17 protein-coding genes are annotated in these 20,442 nt (G+C 41.3%); 13 read left to right on the top strand and 4 right to left on the bottom strand.

Annotated features, from left to right (window positions below):
• Positions 1-7 precede the first annotated feature (7 nt).
• The 11 genes from asnB to NI389_RS07240 all read left to right on the top strand — a co-directional run bounded on the left by asnB (position 8) and on the right by NI389_RS07240 (position 12,547).
• Positions 8-1,852, top strand: coding sequence for an asparagine synthase (glutamine-hydrolyzing) (gene asnB / locus NI389_RS07290; protein WP_308362222.1), 1,845 nt, complete (start codon positions 8-10; stop codon positions 1,850-1,852).
• Positions 1,846-2,985 (top strand): hypothetical protein, encoded by a 1,140-nt coding sequence (locus NI389_RS07285; RefSeq protein ID WP_308362221.1) that lies wholly within the window; start codon positions 1,846-1,848, stop codon positions 2,983-2,985. Before asnB ends, NI389_RS07285 begins: the two co-directional genes overlap by 7 nt.
• On the top strand, positions 2,975-4,240 hold the full coding sequence (locus NI389_RS07280) for a hypothetical protein (RefSeq protein WP_308362220.1): 1,266 nt from the start codon (positions 2,975-2,977) through the stop codon (positions 4,238-4,240). The genes NI389_RS07285 and NI389_RS07280 overlap by 11 nt, the downstream gene beginning before the upstream one ends.
• An 11-nt stretch (positions 4,241-4,251) precedes the next feature.
• A complete protein-coding gene (locus NI389_RS07275) occupies positions 4,252-5,067 on the top strand; it encodes a phytanoyl-CoA dioxygenase family protein (RefSeq protein ID WP_308362219.1) in 816 nt (271 codons plus the stop codon).
• A gap of 25 nt (positions 5,068-5,092) precedes the next feature.
• On the top strand, positions 5,093-6,310 hold the full coding sequence (locus NI389_RS07270) for a glycosyltransferase family 4 protein (RefSeq protein ID WP_308362218.1): 1,218 nt from the start codon (positions 5,093-5,095) through the stop codon (positions 6,308-6,310).
• Positions 6,277-6,867 carry a sugar transferase gene (locus NI389_RS07265; protein WP_308362217.1) on the top strand — a complete coding sequence of 197 codons (591 nt, stop codon included), beginning with the start codon at positions 6,277-6,279 and terminating at the stop codon, positions 6,865-6,867. The genes NI389_RS07270 and NI389_RS07265 overlap by 34 nt, the downstream gene beginning before the upstream one ends.
• On the top strand, positions 6,864-7,823 hold the full coding sequence (locus NI389_RS07260) for a methionyl-tRNA formyltransferase (RefSeq protein WP_308362216.1): 960 nt from the start codon (positions 6,864-6,866) through the stop codon (positions 7,821-7,823). The genes NI389_RS07265 and NI389_RS07260 overlap by 4 nt, the downstream gene beginning before the upstream one ends.
• Positions 7,820-8,500 (top strand): PIG-L deacetylase family protein, encoded by a 681-nt coding sequence (locus NI389_RS07255; RefSeq protein ID WP_308362215.1) that lies wholly within the window; start codon positions 7,820-7,822, stop codon positions 8,498-8,500. Before NI389_RS07260 ends, NI389_RS07255 begins: the two co-directional genes overlap by 4 nt.
• Positions 8,460-9,116 carry an acetyltransferase gene (locus tag NI389_RS07250; protein ID WP_308362214.1) on the top strand — a complete coding sequence of 219 codons (657 nt, stop codon included), beginning with the start codon at positions 8,460-8,462 and terminating at the stop codon, positions 9,114-9,116. The genes NI389_RS07255 and NI389_RS07250 overlap by 41 nt, the downstream gene beginning before the upstream one ends.
• 1 nt (position 9,117) lies before the next feature.
• A complete protein-coding gene (locus NI389_RS07245; RefSeq protein ID WP_308362213.1) occupies positions 9,118-10,296 on the top strand; it encodes a DegT/DnrJ/EryC1/StrS family aminotransferase in 1,179 nt (392 codons plus the stop codon).
• A 310-nt stretch (positions 10,297-10,606) separates the two neighbouring features.
• Positions 10,607-12,547, top strand: coding sequence for a polysaccharide biosynthesis protein (locus tag NI389_RS07240; protein ID WP_308362212.1), 1,941 nt, complete (start codon positions 10,607-10,609; stop codon positions 12,545-12,547).
• A 60-nt stretch (positions 12,548-12,607) separates the two neighbouring features.
• Here NI389_RS07240 and NI389_RS07235 read toward each other — a convergent pair whose 3' ends face one another.
• Positions 12,608-14,686, bottom strand: coding sequence for a YjbH domain-containing protein (locus NI389_RS07235; protein ID WP_308362211.1), 2,079 nt, complete (start codon positions 14,684-14,686; stop codon positions 12,608-12,610).
• 139 nt (positions 14,687-14,825) lie between these two features.
• Here NI389_RS07235 and gloA2 point away from each other — a divergent pair, with 139 nt between their 5' ends.
• Positions 14,826-15,212, top strand: coding sequence for an SMU1112c/YaeR family gloxylase I-like metalloprotein (gene gloA2, locus NI389_RS07230; protein ID WP_308362210.1), 387 nt, complete (start codon positions 14,826-14,828; stop codon positions 15,210-15,212).
• Between the two features lie 129 nt (positions 15,213-15,341).
• Positions 15,342-16,244, top strand: coding sequence for a hypothetical protein (locus NI389_RS07225; protein WP_308362209.1), 903 nt, complete (start codon positions 15,342-15,344; stop codon positions 16,242-16,244).
• Here the strand turns inward: NI389_RS07225 and NI389_RS07220 are convergent.
• From NI389_RS07220 to NI389_RS07210, 3 genes are read right to left on the bottom strand one after another with little or no spacing between them, the layout of a single operon-like run.
• Positions 16,228-17,139 carry a GGDEF domain-containing response regulator gene (locus NI389_RS07220; RefSeq protein ID WP_308362208.1) on the bottom strand — a complete coding sequence of 304 codons (912 nt, stop codon included), beginning with the start codon at positions 17,137-17,139 and terminating at the stop codon, positions 16,228-16,230. The genes NI389_RS07225 and NI389_RS07220 overlap by 17 nt on opposite strands.
• Complete coding sequence (locus NI389_RS07215) at positions 17,136-17,558, bottom strand: response regulator (protein WP_308362207.1); 423 nt, start codon at positions 17,556-17,558, stop codon at positions 17,136-17,138. Before NI389_RS07215 ends, NI389_RS07220 begins: the two co-directional genes overlap by 4 nt.
• Complete coding sequence (locus tag NI389_RS07210; protein WP_308362206.1) at positions 17,555-20,254, bottom strand: PAS domain-containing protein; 2,700 nt, start codon at positions 20,252-20,254, stop codon at positions 17,555-17,557. The genes NI389_RS07215 and NI389_RS07210 overlap by 4 nt, the downstream gene beginning before the upstream one ends.
• Positions 20,255-20,442: the final 188 nt, after the last annotated feature.

Here is a 20,442-nt window from a genome sequence, read left to right as displayed (position 1 = left end):
TATATTTGTGTGTGGAATATTTGCTGTTATTTCTAACAGAAGATCGGAAGAGGAAGTATCAGCTCTGCTGAATAATGCCAATGTGATACAATCCCACCGAGGCCCAAATTCAACAGGTGAATATGTCAGAACCTGTGGAAATACTGTAGTTGGCCTTGCTCACCAAAGACTATCAATATTAGACCTCAGTGAAGCTGGTAAGCAACCCATGATGAGCTCCAGCGACAGATATACAATTGTATTTAATGGTGAAGTATATAACTACCTAGAGTTAAAAAATAATTTTGGCTTACAAAACCTTAAAGGTGGCTCAGACACTGAAGTTATTCTCGAAGTTGTTGAGCGTATAGGTTTTGAACGTGCGGTTCATTCGTTTAATGGAATGTGGGGAATAGTGCTAGTAGATTGGCATGAGAAACGCGTGTTCATTTCTAGAGACAGGATGGGTGTTAAACCTGTTCATGTTTACCAAAGGGAAGGTGAGATTTTTATTGCTTCAGAATTAAAAACGTTGCTACCACTACTAAATAATAAAGCTAGACTAAATAAGTTGGTGGTCGATCAATTTTTAGTTCATTCATTACAGAATGCCGGAAATGAAACATTTGTAGAAGGTATTGAGCAGCTTTCACCGGCGACCATTGCAATCGTTGACCTTAATGATGAAGTATATAAGCTTACACAGTCTATTTTTTGGAACCCATTAAAAGTAGAGCAATTTAAAGGGAGTTTCGAAGACTACTGTAACGATTTAAAGGCACTTTTGGATAGTTCCGTTGAGTTGAGAAAACGTGCTGACGTTCCCATAGGTTTATGTTTGTCAGGAGGTTTGGATTCTTCCATTATTGCTTCTGTTGTTGCTAGGCGAGACAAAGAAAAGTTGACTGTTTTATCAGGAGTAAGCCCTGGTCATAAGGACAATGAAGAGCCATATATAGATGTTGTTTCTCAATTCCTTGGATTGGATATTGAAAAAATAAGCTTGAATGAGGTTTCGGGTGATGAGCTGCTAGAAGAAATCACTGAAGCAAGTTACTACAATGACGCGCCGCTGCCTTCGTTTTCTAACTTGATGTTCTTAAAGTTGATGCGCGTAGCACAAAAGCGTGGTGTTAAAGTGATTTATAGTGGCCAGGGAGCTGACGAGCTCTTTTGTGGTTACAGAAAATATTTATTCTTCTATTTGAAACAGCTTGCTAAGCAGAAAAAATTTGCTAGTTTTGCCGCCAACGCGCTAAAAATGTCAAAAAACAGTGGCCTTGTAAATCAATTCAAGCTATCTGAAGCTAAAAGGTATCTCAATAAAAAGCCTTCTTTGAAAGTAACGCAAAGAGAGGCTCCACCGGTTGAGTTTGGCTTGAATGGTAGTCTTAAATCTAGGCAGCATAAAGATTTAAGCTCATTAAGTGTGCCTTACCTACTGCATTACGAAGATCGCCTTTCAATGGCTCACGGCTGTGAGATTCGCTTACCTTTTATGGACTATAGAGTAGTTGAGTTCGCGCTTTCTTCACCAGATCGCTTTAAAATGGCCAATGGATGGACCAAATCTGCCATGCGACATGCGTACGATGGTGATTTACCTGACTCCATTATTTGGCGTAAAGACAAGCAAGGCTTTGTAAACCCGCAGGACCATATTTTTAAAACTCAATTATTCTCAAAGGTTACAGACATATTGTCTGATGATGAGTCACTAATTTTTCAATTAGGGCTCGTCGACAAAGCTTTATATAAAGATCTTATCGATAAATACATGGACGGGGACCCTGGCATTTGGTTTCGGCAGGCTTTTGCGCCGTTATCACTTGAGTTATGGCTACAAAGAAATAGGGAATTCTTTGAATGCTAGGTATTTCCAAACGGTTTTCTTGGGTCAGTGAAAAATTATTGATACTGGCCTTTGGAATGGCTTCGGCCTTAGCTTTTCCTGCATTGTTGGCGTACACAAGATATTTTGATGTGGAGGCTGTTCCTTATATTATATTTATGCAGGCAAGTACAGCATTTGGGGCGTTTATAATCCAAGCTGGCTTGAGAGCCGGTCTAAGGAAAGAGTTTGTAGAGGGGCGCATTCGAGTAGTTGATAGCGCCACCTTTACCTTTGTAAAGCTAATTATAAAGTATGGGTGGCTCATCTCATTCATATCAATATTTATAGTTGATGCAGAATACACCTTCTTACCTCTATTAGCGGGTTCTAACGCTGTATTTACAATGCTAATCGGCTTGTCTTCTTTAAAAGAGAACCGTCGGTTAGTGCTGATATTTTCACTTCTTCTCCTTTTATTGAATATGGTTGCAGGTATACTGGAAATTACATTTGACCATGACTTCTTACATTATGTGCTAATTGAACTTGTCTCTATGGCGATGTTAATTACTGTAAAAGTTGCATTGTGGCCAAAACTTAGATCTGGGTCAAACGTATTATTGAGAAAAGTTGCTACAAAATATATAGGGCTTCAAGTTACCTCTTTCTTTATAATGGGTTGTGTTTATTGTCTCTCAATGAGCATTGTGCTTATATCAAAGGAGCAGCCTTGGTTGGCTTTGCTTTATGCAGATGTGACGATTATATCGAACATTGCAATTTTGCTTTTTGCTCGAAGCTCATTGGTTTTCGAAAGGGATATATTAAGTGGGAGAGTGAATTCATACTTGCTTTTCCTTTTTTTGTTTTTCTTATTGTTCTCGGTTTTTATGGCTTTTATAAAGCCAGAAGAGCAGCAGTACATTACGTTTTTCCTAACGTTGTCTTTTGTTGGGCAGTTTACTTTGTCAAGCTTATCCCAATATTCTCTGGAAAGTGAAAGAAGGATTTTTGTACTCCTGTCTGGTTTAATGTTTGGATATTATCTTTTTATTATAGCTTTGGAAAAGGTGTCGGTTTCTTTACTGGTGGTGAATTTATATTTTGTTTCATTGGTTATTTATTTGCATTTAGTTAAGTCTAAATTCGGTGGTTTTATTAATGCAAAATAGTTCTAGTTCATACCTTAATTCTGTTGGTGCAAAAGTAATATTCTTTGAATTTCTCTTATCTTCATTTGTGGCTTGGTTTGCAATGGAGGTGATTCCGAGTTCTTATACCCCTCCTTTAAAGTACGTGGGTATGAGTGCCCCTTTACTTATCCAAATGATGCTTTCACTTTTGGTAATGTTCGCATTTGGCTCTTTACTCCACTCAATGAGAACATCTTTACTTTTGATGCTATTGGAGCTTTTTGGTAAAATCCGGATCAAGCCAAGATATTTAATTTTAGGCTTTTCATTATTTGCAATCAGCTTTTTTATTTCAGATTTAAGTCGAGGCCGCTATGTAGGCAGTGCTTCGGAAAATATGCAAGGAACCTTTATTGCACTAGCTGTACTTTTTGCGAAGGCTTACTTTGGTATACTTGCCTTTATTGAATTGGTAACGGAAAAGAGAATACTTTCTAAATATCAATGGCTAACAGTTTTGGTATGTATGGTGCTTACTATTGATGGTATGGCACATATTATGCTGGTCGGTTTGCTTTTTTTACATATCTTTTTCTTTCGAGCCTTTTCCGGTGAGAACAACATTACTCTTAAGGTATTGTTTTTATTAATTCTTTGCGTGTTATGTTTCTTTCTCTACTCGATTGGCATGGCTTGGAAGTCTGGTAGTGATGATATTTACACTGCGTTTAGTGGAGGTCTTGAGTCCACGTTGCATAATATTTACTGGCTGGTTTACCGACTTTCCTCCGTTTTTATATCTATGTGTGTAGTTGCAATAGAATCTTTCGATAATGTTAGTTTCTTTTATTATGGGTGGGATATTACATATAAGGAGGTAGGGTTTAGGGCTTGTAAGATTTTTGTGGGAGGAGGTTGTGAAGCTTATATCCATGAGTATCAATCGATAGGTAGGTATAACTTCTCTATGATATCTCATATAGACCCAGGTCGAGGAGGCGCTTCTCCCGGCGTACTTGGTTCTGCTATGTATTTATCCCCTTGGTTGTTTTCTGGCTTGGTTGCGGGTTTCTATTATTGTTTAGTTGCACGTTTGATAAATGTTTCTCTTATATATACTTCATCAATAAAAAGAATGACAATATTTAAGATGGTTTCGGCGGTTTATTTGATAAGGGAATTTTTCCTCAACCCTGCATCTTTACTTGATCCTTTCTCTGGACCGTTTGTTTCAATGGTTGCTATATTTTTTGCGTTATCTTACTACTATTATCTAACGAAAAATAATACATAAAGGAAAGTATTATGCTTAATATTTCAAGCTTTAAAAATAGTTACTCCGTGTTTGCTACAGGGTTATCGTTTTACTCTTTATTACATCCAATTAAAAAGGTAAAGGGTTATACGTCGCTATACAATGATGGCTTTTATGTTATAGAAGATTTGTTTAGTCAGAAGCAATGTGAAGAGTTGATAGAGTTATTTGATAACTTCGAACCGAGTTGTGCCGTCTCGTACGGCTCAGATAAAAGGATCTTTGGACTTGATTTGGTGAGTAACATCCACAGAGATTTAGTCGGAGGTAACCAAAAGGCATATGAGATAGGAACTAGTTATATAGGTTCAGATCTTGAATTGGTAACAACATTGGGCGGTAAAGTTAAGCGCGATCCTGAAAACTTAGGTTCTGGGGGGTGGCATAGAGATTCATTTCTTTCTCAGTTCAAAATGATCGTGTATCTGACAGACGTTGATGAGGACAATGGCCCATTCCAGTACGTAAATGGGTCGAACTTATTACGGGGTAAACTTAAAGATGCATCCTGCAGAGACAAAGGCGATATACGGAATCCAAGGTACAAAGATGAGTATGTTAGAATGCTCGTTAATAAAAAAGGCTTTGACCTTACTACCTTTACTGGAAAAGCAGGCACAGCTATTTTATGCGACACAAGTGGTATTCACAGGGGCACACCTGTTGTCAATGGAACACGATATGCTGTTACAAACTACTATAAATCGAAAAGTTCGCTCTGGAAAAGGGATGGAGATGGCATAATCGATAAGCTGGCTCAAGAAACTGCAGTTAAAGCAAATAAACAAAAATCTAATAATGATTAGTATGCGTTATATTTAGGAGCTCTTTTTGAAAGTTTTATATTTTCACCAGCATTTCTCTACCCCGAAAGGGGCGACAGGCATTCGCTCATATGAAATGGCTATTCGGCTTGTTACACACGGCCATCAAGTCACTATGGTTTGTGGCAGCTATGGTGGCGGAGAAACAGGGCTGACCGGTGACTTTAAAGCTGGTCGGCGTGAAGGGCAGGTTGATGGTATAGATATAATTGAGTTTGATTTGGCATACTCAAATAGTGACGGCTTTCTCAAAAGAACGGGCACATTTTTAACTTTTGCTCTAAAAAGCATTGGTATTGCTTTGACCCATAAGTACGATATTGTATTTGCGACAACAACACCGCTTACAGCAGGTATTCCTGGAATTTTTGCGCGATGGATTAGAAGAAAGACATTTGTATTCGAAGTCAGAGATTTGTGGCCTGAGATACCGAAAGAAATGGGCGTGATAAAAAATCCTGTTGTATTGGCTGCAATGTCGGTGCTCGAATGGTGTTCATATAGATCCGCAAATAGAGCAATCGGCTTATCACCAGGGATAGTCAATGGAATTTTGAGGCAAGGTGTGCCTTCAACTAAGGTAGCTTTGGTTCCAAATGGATGTGATTTGGATATTTTTTCAAAAGAAGTAAACCCTTGGCGACCGAGTGGCGTCGAAGATAACGATTTGATGGCTGTTTTTACAGGTACACATGGTATGGCTAATGGCTTGGATGCAGCAATTGACGCGGCTATTGAACTGAGAAAGCGAAATAGAAGCGATATCAAGCTTGTTCTTGTAGGGGAGGGAAAACTGAAAGCGTCATTAGAAGAGAGAGTTGAACGAGAGAAGTTAAAGAACGTTATCTTCCACCCTCCAGTCAACAAGGCTAAGTTAGCCGGATTAATGCGCTCTGCGGACATTGGTATGCAACTTCTCGCAAATGTGCCTGCATTTTACTATGGCACATCTCCTAACAAGTTCTTTGACTATATTTCTGCAGAGTTACCTGTGTTGAATAATTACCCTGGTTGGTTAGCTGATATGATCACTTCTGAAAAATGCGGTTATACCATTGCCCCTAATGATGCTGGGGCATTTGCAGATGCATTGGAACATGCGGCAGATAACAGAGAGGAATTACCTAGAATGGGTCAAAATGCCTTATCTTTGGCTAAAAAGAAGTTTGATCGTAATAATCTTGCTAATGAATGGATGAACTGGGTACTGGAGCAGAAGCAGTGAAAAGGTTGCTTGATTTTTTCATCTGTGGCGTCGTGCTGGTTTTACTATCGCCTTTATTAATTATATCGGTTGTTATGATAAAGTTAACAAGCAAAGGGCCTGTGTTTTTTCTCCAAGAAAGGCTCGGGAAAGATGGGCAACGATTTCAAGTATATAAATTTAGAACGATGACCGATGTCGCGAGAAAGTTTGATGTTCAGATAGACAACTCAAATAGTGAAGTCACGTTGTTCGGCAAGTTTGCTAGACGTTTGAAAATTGATGAGCTTCCTCAGCTGTTGAATGTTTTAAAAGGAGATATGTCTATTGTAGGTCCTAGGCCATGCTTACCTTCACTTGAAAGTGAGTTTAATGAAGACGGGCGTGCACGCTTACTGGTAAGACCAGGATTGACAGGGTTAGCTCAAGTTAATGGCAATATATACCTATCTTGGGAAGAACGTTGGCGGTTGGATAGAGAGTATGTTGAACACCAATCACTCTTACTGGACATTAAAATAATTTTGAGAACAGTTATGGTTGTCTTTTTGGGTGAAAAATGGGGTAGAAAAGCATGAGAGTGGTCTTTATAGGTGGTGTTAACTCAAGTGCTGTGACGTTGCATAAACTTATTGAACACGATCTTGATATTGTAATGGTTTACGGCTTCGAACCGAAAGACACGGGGTTAGTTAGCGGCTATCATAACTTTTCTACGCTGTGTTCTGACAATAGTATAAATTACACACCTTTTCAAAAAATTAATGATCACATAAATGAAATAGAAAAGCTGGATTTTGACGTATTATTTGTCGTTGGAATTTCCCAGCTAGTATCAGAGGGAATTATTGATTCAGCAAAAGTGGGTGCAATAGGATTTCACCCCACTCAACTTCCTAAGGGACGAGGTCGGGCACCAATAGCTTGGCTGGTTGATGAAGTTCAAGATGGTGCGGCGACATTTTTTGTATTAGAGGAAGAAGCTGATTCAGGCGCTGTTTTTGAGCAAGAATGTTTCGAAGTAATTGAAGCGGACACGGCTCGCTCCGTCGAGGGTAAGTTACTAGATGCTATGGCAATAGCGCTAGATCGCTTGCTTCCTAAGATTAAACGGGGAGAATGGCGCCCTGTACCTCAAGATGAAACTTTAGCTACTGAATACGCAATTAGAAAGCCTGACGATGGTCTTATCTCATGGTCATTACCTGCGCATAAAATTGACAGATTAATCAAAGCAGCATCAGAACCGCACCCTGGAGCATTTACTTTCTTTGAAGAAAATAAAATCAAGATACTTGCTTCAAGAATTGAGAATGCACTGAAAATAACTGGAGTGCAAGGCAGGGTACTAAAAGTTAATAAAAATGAAGCTCTGGTGCAAAGTGGATCTGGTTTAATTTGGATTACGCCAGAGCATCAGTATATGAAACAGCTTAAAGTTGGCCACCTTCTTGGTTACAGGATTGAATTGGAAATCTTTAAGTTAAAACAGGAATTACAGCAATTGAAGTCTACCTTGGGAGACAAAATATGAATAATGTGTTGGTCGTTGCTCCTCACGCGGATGATGAGATACTGGGGTGTGGCGGCGTCATAGCAAAGCACGTGGAAGCTGGGAACAAGGTTTTTGTTGCTGTAATGACAAATGCATCAGTTGGAGCTCCAGAGCTTTTTAGCCGAGAATCAATAGACGATATTAGGTCTGAGGCCAAGCGTTCACATGAGCTCTTGGGTGTAACAGAAACTGTTTATTATGATTTTCCAGCACCTCAGTTGGAACAGTATCCACAGTATAAAATAGCTTCAGCTCTAAATAAGTTAATGAGAGATAAACAAATTGATACATTATTCATCCCTCACAAGGGAGATCTTCATCTAGATCATGGGGTGATCTACAATGCTTGCCTCGTAGCGGCAAGGCCTGTTCCTGGTCAGTGTGTAAAACACATTTATGCCTATGAAACTTTATCTGAAACTGAATGGGGACATCCTACAGCTGAAGCTGTCTTTGTTCCAAGAAAGTATATACCCCTTAGTAAGAAACACTTTACACAAAAGCTAGCTGCAATGGAGTGTTTCGCAAGCCAGCTTAAAGACTTTCCTAATACTCGCTCTTTGGACGCTATACGCAGTTTAGCAGCGCTTCGCGGAGCGACAGTGGGTGTAGAGTATGCTGAAGCATTTGATATTATTAGAAGTATCGATGACTAAGAAGTTAGCAATATTAGGAGCCAGTGGTCATGGTAAAGTTGTTGCAGAAATCGCTGAACTTTGCGGATATAGTGTAGAGTTTTTTGACGACGCATATCCATCAAAAAGAACTTTAGAGCATTGGCCGGTTTTGGGTGATACTGAAGCGCTTTTACGCTTAGTTTCCGAGTACTCTGGTGTCGCTGTGGGGATAGGTAATAATACCATCAGACAACAAAAATTTATGCTTTTGTTAGAAAAGGGCATAAATTGCCCTGTATTAGTTCACCCTCTGGCATCAATTAGTCATTATTCTCATTTAGCTTTGGGTACTGTCGTAATGTCTGGCGCCACAATCAATCCTTTTGTTGAGATAGGCAAGGGGGTCATTATCAATACAAATGCGACTATCGATCATGACTGTGTTATAGGGGATTATGCGCATGTTTGTCCTGGTGTGAGTATTGGGGGCGGGTGTTCTGTTGAAAGGTCGACTTGGATAGGCATTGGTTCTGCAGTAAAACAGGACATCAAAATAGGTGAATCTAGCATAATAGGTGCAGGTTCCGTGGTTGTTAGAGATATTCAAGCTGGGGTAACCGCTTTTGGTAATCCCGCTAAAGTTCGTAAGGTTTAATATGTTAAATACACCATTTTCTCCATGGCCTAGTTTTACTCAGCAGGAAGCAGACGCAGTAAGTAAAGTTGTACTTTCTAACAAAGTGAATTACTGGACAGGTACAGAAGGGCGAGAATTTGAAAAAGAATTTGCCGCTTGGACTGGTGCTGAATACGCGATTGCACTTGGTAATGGCACATTAGCGTTAGATCTTGCGCTTAAAGTGTTGGGTGTTGGTGCTGGCGATGAGGTTATTACAACACCTCGTACTTTTTTGGCTTCAGCATCAAGTATTGTAACTGCTGGTGCAACACCAAAGTTTGCTGATGTAGATTTAAATAGCCAAGCGATTACAGCTGAGTCCATCAAAGCGGTTTTAACACCTAAAACCAAAGCAGTTATTGTGGTGCACTTAGCAGGTATGCCTGCTGAAATGGACGACATTATGGCACTCAGCCAAGAGCATGGCTTTTATGTTGTAGAAGACTGTGCACAAGCGCATGGTGCTAAGTATAAAGGCCGCTCTGTTGGGACAATAGGCCATGTTGGTGCGTGGTCATTTTGCCAAGATAAAATTATGACGACAGGTGGTGAAGGTGGAATGGTAACCACTAACGACAAAGCCCTTTGGTCTGCTATGTGGTCTTATAAAGATCATGGTAAGAGTTTTGATGCGATATACAATCGTGAACATCCACCAGGTTTCCGCTGGTTACATGAGAGCTTTGGTACGAATTGGCGCATGACCGAAATGCAGGCCGTTTTAGGTAGAATTCAATTAACTCGTATGGCGGATTGGACTACAGCGCGGCAAGCAAACGGTAAGTTAATTGATGAAGCTGCAAGTAAATTTGATTTAGTCCGTTTAGTTGACGTGCCAGAGTATGTAGAGCATGCCGAATACAAGCATTATCTGTTTATTAAGCCAGAACGTTTAGCTAAAGGTTGGACGAGAGACCGCATCGTAGAAGAAATCAACAAGTTGGGCGTGCCTTGTTACCAGGGGAGTTGCTCTGAGGTGTATTTAGAAAAAGCGTTCGATAATACCGGGTGGCGCCCAAGCAAGCGTTTACCAAATGCAGTTGAATTGGGTGAAACTGCTTTGATGTTTTTGGTGCACCCAACATTAACAGTAGAAGAAATGAGTAAAACATTAGAAGCGATGGCAACTGTGTTTAAAGCAGCGAGCGCGATGTAAAATCGCGCCAGTAGGCAGGGTTTTACACTGCGTATTTTATCTGCAGGTTTTTATCTGTAGGGTAAGGTGTGGTTGGTTAGAAGCGCGATATAAAATCGCGCCTACACGCGGAATGTTTTGTCCCCGCATTTTATCTTGACGTCAAACCCTTATCTTTAAAAGTGCCATTTCCCCATACTTTGTTCTAGTAACAATCATTACAAAATCACTCGCTGAGATCATTTGTTTTTGCACAATTCGCGATTATAGTTAAAGCATCTCAGCGTTTTGTTTTTTGGGCGTGGATGCGCCCAAGCAGTAAGGAAATACAGTGGATAGTGTCCTCAATTCTTTATTTAGTGCCTCTCGTACGCAAAAAAGGTTAATTACCTTATTTTTCGACTCTTTATTTATCGTTATTGCCTTTTGGTTGGCCTTGATTGTCAGGCTCGATAGCCTCGCGCCACTGTCCAAGTTAGAAAATTGGTTGGTGCTGCTGGCGTTAGTGCCGTTAAGCTTATTTGCGTTTATTAATCTTGGTTTATACCGAGCGGTGCTTCGTTATGTGACTACGCAAGCAGCTTGGGCCATCATCGGTGGGACATTAGTGAGTACCATAGTGCTGGTCCTTGCGTCGTTTTTTGTTCAATTGAATATTCCACGTACTATGCCGTTTATCTATGCGTGGTTGGTGTTGCTTACCGTCGGTGGATCGCGTATTTTCGCGCGAGCACTGTTGAGTCGTTTAACTTTATCTAACAAAGAGCCGGTGGTGATTTATGGTGCGGGTGACGCTGGTCGTCAGCTCGCTAATGCTCTTTGGTCAAGCCCTGAATATTATGTCACTGCGTTTATCGATGATAGTACAGTAAAACAAGGTGCAATCTTGCAGGGCATTCCTATTATGCCATTTCATCAGCTGTATAAGTTGGTTGATCAAGGCAAAGTAGAGAAAGTGCTATTGGCGATGCCATCAGTCAAGCGATCAAAACGTAAAGAAATTCTCGCTAAGCTTGAGCAATTCCCGGTTAAAGTAATGACAGTACCGGGTATGGCTGATGTGATAGAGGGAAAACCACTTGCTGAGTTTAAAGACGTTGAAATTGAAGATTTGTTAGGTCGTGACTCTGTTGACCCAAAACCTGAACTAATGGCAGAAAATATAACCGCGAAAGTGGTGATGGTGACTGGTGCGGGTGGCTCGATTGGCTCGGAGTTATGTCGCCAAATTGTCCTCTACAAGCCAAGTAAATTAGTATTGTTTGAGCTTTCGGAATATGCGCTTTATGCAATTGAAAAAGAGCTAAGCCTGATAGTGTTAAACAAGGGCCTAAATGTAAAGATAGTGCCAATTATGGGATCGGTGCAGCACATAAACCGCATTGAAAACTGTATGAAGGCGTTTGCAGTGCAAACCGTTTACCACGCTGCGGCTTATAAGCATGTACCTTTGGTTGAGCATAATGTAGTTGAAGGGGTGCGCAACAATGTGTTTGGTACCTATTTTACCGCTAAAGCTGCTGTGAATGCAGGTGTTGAGACTTTTGTACTTATTTCTACCGATAAAGCGGTGCGCCCAACCAACGTAATGGGTGCCACTAAACGTATGGCTGAGCTTGTATTACAAGCCTTTGCGAAAGATAAGGCCTTTAACAAAACTCGTTATTGTATGGTTCGGTTTGGCAATGTTTTAGGCTCATCAGGTTCAGTGGTGCCGCTGTTCCGTAAGCAGATTATGCAAGGTGGGCCTATTACGCTCACACATCAAGATATTACACGTTTTTTTATGACTATCCCCGAAGCAGCTCAGCTGGTGATTCAAGCAGGAGCAATGGGCTCGGGTGGAGATGTGTTTGTCTTGGATATGGGCGAGTCGGTTAAGATTAAAGACTTGGCTGAAAAGATGGTGCGTTTGTCAGGATTAGAGGTGAAATCAGAGAGTAATCCTCATGGCGATATTGAAATTGTCTGTACAGGCCTACGCCCAGGTGAAAAGCTCTATGAAGAGTTGTTGATTGGCGAGAATGTCGAGCAGACCAGCCACGAGCATATTATGACCGCAAAAGAGGTGATGTTACCGCTAGCTGAGTTGAATGTATTTTTAGAAGCATTTGATATTGCGTGCCATAACTTTGATCACGAAACGATTCGTCGTTTACTACTGGATGCACCTACTGGGTTTAACCCAACCGATGGCATTGGCGATTTAGTGTGGAATGCTAAGCAAAGTAAGCAAGATAAAAGTAATGTGGTCAGTATTAAAGCCAGTTAGTAATTTAAGCCAGAAATTTGAAATTGAATGCGGGGTTTACACCCCGCAGCTCAAAGTAGCTTATTTGAACGTACTATACGCTTCTTTTAATCGCCCTAAATGGCTAAATACGTAGCTTGTCGATAATCTATCTTGGTTCAGGTAAGTGCGCTCAATACTTTGATTTGTTTTGGGTTCTACTGCTGTACCAAAACTCAAGTAGTTAGCATCGTTACCTATCCGCGTTCGAATTTGATGACGCCAGTTTTTATTCCCCGTAATTTGACCAAACTCGGTTGCTGAGTAATCTTTCCGCGGGGTAAGCGGGATATTCAAACCAATGCCGACCATTTGAACGTCTGTATTTTGGTAGAAAAGGTCAATAGCGGTATCGCCAAACCAGAATTTACTTTCGAGCTTAAAGCCCGTATCACCATAGAAAAACTTTCCCGCTTTGGCTGACAGTGTGATGTCGTAGTCGCTCAAGTTATAGCGGTATCCACCTAGATAAGTTTTGCGGTTACCTGAGTAATCTTTGTATTCAAAATAACCCGCTTCAAAGCTAAATTGGTGTGTACCTTGCGGGCTTTGCCAAACGCTTTGGTTTTTTGCACCGTAATAGTCGTAATATTCGTTGTAAATACCAACTTGGGTTTGGTTATAGATGTTAAATGGGAGTTTGAGTGTTTGTGTGAAGAGGATGTCTTTAACACCGCTCTTGTGCTCGTAGTAATGGAATGGTTTGCCTTCTTTGTAGTCGTCAGAGCTAGCCACGTGTTGACGTGCTGAGACATCGATGGAAGCACCTTGCCAAAGAGGCAGACTTACGTCTGCTTGCAATGCCAATGAATAATCAAGCACACCGAGTTCAGTTGCAAAGCCAGTCACAAGAGCTGGGCTTAGGCTGACTCTCGGTTTCCAGTACGGCGTATTTTTAACGCCGTGATGCACCCATTTTAATCCACCACGTTCAACATAATCGTTTTGGTTCACAGCTAAATCAGGAAGACTGCCATTTTCTAAGAATACTTGGTAACTTGCGACTAAGCCTTTTAGTTGAATTTGTTGGATATCAAACTTTTTCATTGTGACCGTAAAGCGAAGCTCCGACGGCATTGATGCTTGAATACGGCCAAGTACTAGACCAAGTGCGTCGACTTCATTGCGGTTGAACACATGGTTTTCAAAGATAACGCTCACTTCTTGGTTATTAAAGCCAACTTCTACATTTTCAAAGCCGTCTTTTAATAACCTGTATTTTAACTCTATCACCTGTTTTTCTAAGTCAGATGCTGGTGTGTCTTGGCTGTCATGCTCGTTAATGTAGTACGATTGCTTTGTTAACGAATTTGCTTGAATTAATTTGGCGTCGGTAACAGGCATTGGAGCGGCAAAAGCCGTGGCTCGATGCTCGCTTTTCATCACATTAAATTTGGCGTTAATACCGAAGTAAGCACTGTCTTCGTTTCGGTGATCATCAACGTCACTATATAGTTTACCACTGAGAGTTAAATCAACCCAATCACCAGTCCATTCAGACGGAACATGTACTTTAACACCGGCATTTAATGCCTGAGCATCGTGCTCGGCTGCAATTGTTAGCCATTCAAATGGCATCCATTCCACACCCCCAAAGGCTCCATCTAAGCGCCCTGTGGCGTTTTCAGTTGTACCACCGCCCAGTGTAATTCGAAAATCGCCAATCTCTTTGCTTGCAGCAACATAATATGCTTCGAAATTATTGGCAGCGCCCCCTAAGTCTTGTGCACCAATCGCGAGTGAAAACCAGTCTTTAGGAATGTAAGGAATTTGAAATTTGGCATTAAAAGAAAGGTCTCGGATCTCTTCTCCTCTATATGGAGAGTAAAATACATTGTGATTCATTGAAGATGCAGCCACTTTACCTGCAACTTCCAATCCGTCGAATAGCCCTGCGGCAAAGTTAAAGTTATGGCCGTCAACGTATTTGCCTCTAAACTCTAACTGATTGTTATAACCGACGGCCATTTCGCCTGTTTTCAGCGTTTCAGCGTTGGGAATGTTGAACAGGCCGGTAAAGCCATAATAGGCTTGGTCTGTTTGATTATTTGCAAAAGAAGAAAAGGTCGCGCCTGCACAGAGGCTGGCTAAAAGAAGCTGAGCTTGACGAGAGTGTTTCAAGGTGATGCCCTTTATAAATTATTGTTTCGCCCGCATTTGCGGCGTGTCCTATAGGTGTTTATTATGCCTGCTAACCACGTTTGTTCAAGTTTAATTCGGTGTAACTCCTGAACAGGTTGAGCAGAGTTTTGGAGGTTGTGTGCTTAAACGAATTCATCATGTTGCTGTAATTGGCAGCAATTATGAAAAGTCGAAATGGTTTTATTGTGAGGTGTTGGGTTTTTCCGTTCTTGCAGAGCACTATCAGGCGCATCGCGATAGTTATAAAATTGATTTAATGTTCCCCAGTCTATGTCAGCTTGAATTGTTTATCTTTAAAAGTGCTCCGCCCAGACCCAGTTTTCCAGAAGCCTTGGGGTTACGTCATCTCGCATTTCAGGTAGACAGTTTAGATGAAACGATTTCACGAGTGAGACGTTTTGGAATTGAGTGTGAAGAAGTTCGAATAGACCCCTATACGAATAAGCGCTTTTGCTTTTTTGCTGATCCGGATGGACTACCTATTGAGTTGTATGAGGCAAACTAGCTAAACGCCAAGATTTGGCTGCCTTTTATGATAGTCCAACATAAAAGGATTGATAATAAAGCGCGAAATCCTAAAGATTTGGAACGCGTTATACTACGCTTGATATAGGCACAAAACTAGGAGGTTTGGATGTGGAATAGAGGATTAGGGGGTTTGCTTGTACTCATCGGGTTGGTCGTCAACCCTGTATTTGCATCCGATGTGGTTCGCTATAATCGGTCGCAAACGGTCATTGACCCGAAACAAAACTATTACATCGCACTGCTCACGCTTGCATTGCAAAAAAGTAAGGACAGGTTCGGTGATTTTCAACTGCAAGAAGTGTTTATCGAAGAGGCGAATCAAGCGCGAACGCTCGAATTCTTAGAAGCTGGGCAATTTATCGATGTGCACTGGACGATGACCTCGCTTGAACGAGAGCGTAAGTTAGGCACTGTTTATATTCCTCTGTTGAAGGGGATGATGGGAGCACGCCTATTCATCATCCACAAAGACGCGTTACCACAGCTAGGCCAAATAGAAAATCCATTGAAACTGAAAGAATTATCGGTGGGGAGTGGATTTGCTTGGCCTGATACGCGAATTTTGAAAGAAAATGGTTTTGACGTCACGGCAGGGTCATCAGAGAACCTGCTCAATATGCTTGAAAAAAAGCGTTTCGTTTTGTTTCCGCGCGCTATTCATGAACCTTGGTCTGAGGTGAATGGCAGAACTGAGTTGGTTGTAGAGGAAAATTTAGGACTATGCTATCCCGTCGCCATGTATTTCTTTACTAATCAACATAACTCGAGGTTGCGAGAACGTTTACAACATGGTCTAGAAAAAGCGATAGAAGATGGTAGCTTCGATACGTTGTTCGCGACGCATCCAATTACCGCAGAAGTGTTAACGTTAGCGCATTTTGAGCAACGCAAAATATTACCACTTCAAAACGATGGCATTACAGCAAGAACGCGACAGGTGTTCAATACACCGTCCTTAATTTGGCAGCCAGTATTTGACTGTGTAAAAAGGTTTAACCCGCAACTTTGAAACCGAGGCCGTTGGTTTTGGCTTCATACATGGTTTGATCTGCTTGACTCAATAGCGTCTCTTCGCTTATTCCATCTTCTGGATAAAGTACGCCACCAATGCTCAGTTCTAGTTGGATCTCAACAATTTTGCCACTTAAGTCTTCCACGCAATACGTATCAGCCAGTTGCTCGTATTTTATGCGTGTTAACTGCTCTAATTCATCGACGGAATTAATGTGTTTCGCGATAATGACAAATTCATCGCCTCCGTACCGTGCAATGTAGTCGGATGCACGATTATTCATTTTCAATTTTGCCCCTATGAGTTTCAGCAGTTGATCTCCCGCTTGATGTCCATAAAGGTCGTTTACCGGTTTAAACTTATCTAAATCAATAAATAAAAGCGCAAAGCGAAGCTGGTGGCGTTGCGCCTCTCGGATGGCCAGTTGGATTTGTTCATCGAACGCGCCGCGATTGTATAGCATGGTCAGGCGGTCCAGCTTAACGAGTTGTTCCAAATTTTTGTGCAGTTCGAATCGTTCTTTTGAAATGACAATCGTCCTACTTAAAAGTGGTCCATTAATGTCCCCTTTGGGCAAGTAATCTTGGGCGCCCAGCTGAATGGCTTTTTCGCCAAAGTGTTCTTCTGCGTTACCCGTTAACACAATAATGGGAACATCCTGTGCAAACTGTTTTACCGTGACTAAAGTATTGAGTCCTAAGCTTTCAGGTAAGTTGAGATCAAGGAGGAGTGCATCCGGTCTCACGCTCCCCAAGGTTTGTTTCAGTGACAGTATGGAGTTGAACACTTTCACTCTAAAGCGGCGTTTACTTTGAATATTAGCAAGATACTCTTGCACTAAATAAGCATCGTCTTCATTGTCTTCAAGCAAGTAAACTAACCAACTGTTCATTGCACTTCCTTATAAAAGCGGTTGAACTTAAACCAATATCTACTGAGTGTTTGTAATAGGTCTATCATCTCAACAAGTGTGGCAGGCTTGCTGATGAATGATTTAGCACCCAATTCGTAAGCTCGTTTTACATCATTTTGGTTGCTCGAAGTAGTAAATCCGATGAAACACAGCGTGTCTTTTTCTGGAAGCGTATTCAACTTTGCCATGGTCTCTAAACCATCCATAACGGGCATGTTTAGATCTATTAAAATGACTTTATCTCGGCAGTCTTCTTGTTCAATTAATTCCACCAGTTCTGCACCGTTTCCAAGTACAGCGACATGGGGTTGTGGCGCGAGATGCTCACAGGCGCTCATAAAGAGGTACACGTCATCAGGGTCGTCTTCAACGAGAATAATTTCCGCTTTAGTCATCATGAGTTGCTCCTCTCCTTTTTCGGTAAGTCAATTTGAAATTGAGCGCCAATTTTATCGATAGGGTCAATACAGGTAATGGTGCCGCCATGGCGTTTAATAATTTGTTTGCAAATCGCAAGCCCCATCCCGCTGCCAGGAAAGCGACTTTGTGCATTCAAGCGTCGAAAAGGTTCAAACACTTGTTGCCGAAACTCTTGAGCAATGCCCATGCCGTTATCTTGATAACTTATCTTCCAACTGTGGCTGTTTTCAGTGACGCTGATTTTAATAATTGGTACTTCTTCTGATTGCCTAAACTTAATGCTGTTAGCAATCAGATTTTGGAATACTTGAATGAATAACGAATGGTCGAGTTTTAGTTCAATATTTTCACCGGTATAAAATATCTTTGTTTTACTTTCATGCAGTACATAGCTAAGTTGATCTTGCGTGTCATCCAAAACGGCTTTGAGTGTCGTTGGTCGACGAGTGAGTTCTGTGGAGTGGATGCGGGAGAGTTTGAGCAAGTCTTGGATCATTGTCCGCATTCGTGATGCAGAGTCGACTAATCGAGAAAGCTCAAATTCAATTTTTTCGTCTTGCTCTGCGTGCGCCTTGAGTCGACTTCGAAGGCTATCTGAAAACGCAGATATTTTTCTGAGTGGTTCTTGTAAGTCGTGAGAAGCGACAAAAGCAAACTGTTCGAGGTGTGCATTTGACTCCTGCAGTTGATTGAGCAATAAAGTTTGTTCAGTAATGTCTACAAACGTACCCAGCACAATCTCTGGGGTGGTTTCATTCTTGAACGTAACAACCGTATTAACGCAATAGCACCATACCCAGCTGCCGTCTTTGTGTTTAAATCGGTACTTAATTGGCAGTAGTTGACCTTCAATACCTTGCTTAACGGCTTGCCAATGAGCTGTCATATGCTCAATATCATCTGGGTGATAACAGTCGCTCTGCGTTTCTACTGCTTGTAGCTCGTCTAAATCATAGCCAAGTAAATCACTAAATCGTTGATTTATTCTTACTGTTTTACGTTTACCCAGATGAAATAGGTAAAGACCACAGACCGCAGAATTAATCATTTTTTCCAAAAACTGTTGGTTTTGATTTAACGCATCTTCTATTTCGATTCGGGCACTGATATCAATTGCCGAGCCAACAATTTTGGTGATACTGTTTTTTTCAAACAAGGGGTAGAGTGTTGTTTGATACCATCGGGGCTCGTTGTCTAGAGGGATGCATTCGACGTATTCAATTGGTTTTGCTTCTTGTACACAACGTCGATAATTGTCATTGAGTTGAATCGCGAGTTCCTCTGAAATGACCGTTTTGGCGAGCTCGGAAAGTGGTTTACCGATAATGTCGTTGACCGCGATACCACTTCGAGTTGATGCGGTTTCATTAAATTCAAGAAACGTGAAATCATTTTCGTGAACTTGTAGAAGCCAAATTGCTTGGCTTGAACCGTTATAAATTGCATTGAGAATGTCCGTTTTTTCTTTTACTTGGAGTTCTAACTGTTTACTGCGCTGTATATTTCTTAATGAGCCAGACATGACAATCGCGTTGCCTTCATCATCAAACTGACTGTCACCAATGGCTGAAAACCAACTGTATTCGCCGTCTTTATCGAGTCCAAGATATTGGATTTGATATTTATTTTTTGAGGCAAGATGATTGTTGACCGCATCCATGACCTCCGAACGGTGGTTGGGGTGAATGTGCGAAAACCAATCTTCAAATTGTGGTTTTTCAATGTGCGCTTTTCCAATGAGTTTCATGAGCGTTGTTGAGTAGACGACGCGTTTCTCTTGTACATACCACTCCCAAATACCATCTTCTGTAGCCTCGATAACTCGTTCCATTCGTTTGTGATATTCGATAAGTTGAGCTTCAATTTGGCGCTGCTCGGATAAGTTCAGAAAAGAAATCAATATCATGTCCTGTCCGTGCAGTTTCTCTTGGACTACCGTCATGCTCATCGGGATCTTGGTGTCTTGTGCTGTCATTACATGACAAAGGGTAGTTTGCGTTACCGAAGTGGTGTTTTCTAATAATTCACCTAGCGAGCCGAAGCTGATATTTGGGTCATCAATCGAAATAAAGTCGCTTAAGTGCTTACCGATGAGTGCGCGTTTATGTGGATAATTCAGCTCGCGCAATATTGCCGGATTGCAATAGACGATTGTTAAACTGTCATCAATCAGTAACGTGCCTGCTGGGTGGGCATTGAGCATAAACTGAGTCAGTTGGTTTTCAGCCACTTGATTTTTAAGATTGGCACTTTCTTTATTTGCATGGACAAGCTCTGCTTGCACACCTTCAAATTGATTGAGCGTAGGAAGCTTTATCGCTTCGGGGATAAGTCTGAATAAATACACTGCCGTGATCAGCGACACAATAGCAGTAGCCGCTTTTGAAATACCTTGAAGGCCGTATGTGCCGTTCCAGACGGTGTAAATGCCCATTAAATGGGTGACTCCACACAGCAAAATAAACGCCGAAAACAGCCAAAACAGCCAATGAAACCCTACATCTTTACGTTTATTGGCAAAAATTAGAATCGCGATGGGAATGGAGAAATAGGCAGTGGCTATCACCAAATCAGACACTACGTTTGTCCACAAAATGTGTTCCTGCCACAAATAACAGTGTCCGTGCGGCATATAGGCATTGCTAAAGAATGATTTAACGGAATTAAGCTCCATCTCACGTGTCCCTAATTAGCTGTTTTTTATAGTGCTTTTCTAGTTTAAAAGTAGCTCTTTGGCGTGGAATATCAACCAGCAGCACAACAAGAAATTGTAAATGCGTAGGGGCGTGATTTTAGCTGCACAAAAGAAGATGGTAAGGCCACGGCAATGTGCACAAATCACTTTGGTATTTAATTGACCAC

Source organism: Pseudoalteromonas xiamenensis (assembly GCF_030994125.1).
Taxonomy (GTDB): Bacteria; Pseudomonadota; Gammaproteobacteria; order Enterobacterales; family Alteromonadaceae; genus Pseudoalteromonas; species Pseudoalteromonas xiamenensis_B.
The sequence above is the reverse complement of the archived record's forward strand: the minus strand, read 5'-3'. Positions and strand labels throughout refer to the sequence as shown.

What these genes read in the sequence shown, in the direction of transcription:
- NI389_RS07285 (WP_308362221.1), top strand. Translation starts at nt 1,846, where the DNA reads ATGCTAGGTATTTCCAAACGGTTTTCTTGGGTCAGTGAAAAATTATTG.
- NI389_RS07280 (WP_308362220.1), top strand. Translation starts at nt 2,975, where the DNA reads ATGCAAAATAGTTCTAGTTCATACCTTAATTCTGTTGGTGCAAAAGTA.
- NI389_RS07275 (WP_308362219.1), top strand. Translation starts at nt 4,252, where the DNA reads ATGCTTAATATTTCAAGCTTTAAAAATAGTTACTCCGTGTTTGCTACA.
- NI389_RS07265 (WP_308362217.1), top strand. Translation starts at nt 6,277, where the DNA reads ATGGATGAACTGGGTACTGGAGCAGAAGCAGTGAAAAGGTTGCTTGAT.
- NI389_RS07260 (WP_308362216.1), top strand. Translation starts at nt 6,864, where the DNA reads ATGAGAGTGGTCTTTATAGGTGGTGTTAACTCAAGTGCTGTGACGTTG.
- NI389_RS07255 (WP_308362215.1), top strand. Translation starts at nt 7,820, where the DNA reads ATGAATAATGTGTTGGTCGTTGCTCCTCACGCGGATGATGAGATACTG.
- NI389_RS07250 (WP_308362214.1), top strand. Translation starts at nt 8,460, where the DNA reads ATGCTGAAGCATTTGATATTATTAGAAGTATCGATGACTAAGAAGTTA.
- NI389_RS07245 (WP_308362213.1), top strand. Translation starts at nt 9,118, where the DNA reads ATGTTAAATACACCATTTTCTCCATGGCCTAGTTTTACTCAGCAGGAA.
- NI389_RS07225 (WP_308362209.1), top strand. Translation starts at nt 15,342, where the DNA reads ATGTGGAATAGAGGATTAGGGGGTTTGCTTGTACTCATCGGGTTGGTC.
- NI389_RS07220 (WP_308362208.1), bottom strand. Translation starts at nt 17,139, where the DNA reads ATGAACAGTTGGTTAGTTTACTTGCTTGAAGACAATGAAGACGATGCT.
- NI389_RS07215 (WP_308362207.1), bottom strand. Translation starts at nt 17,558, where the DNA reads ATGATGACTAAAGCGGAAATTATTCTCGTTGAAGACGACCCTGATGAC.
- NI389_RS07210 (WP_308362206.1), bottom strand. Translation starts at nt 20,254, where the DNA reads ATGGAGCTTAATTCCGTTAAATCATTCTTTAGCAATGCCTATATGCCG.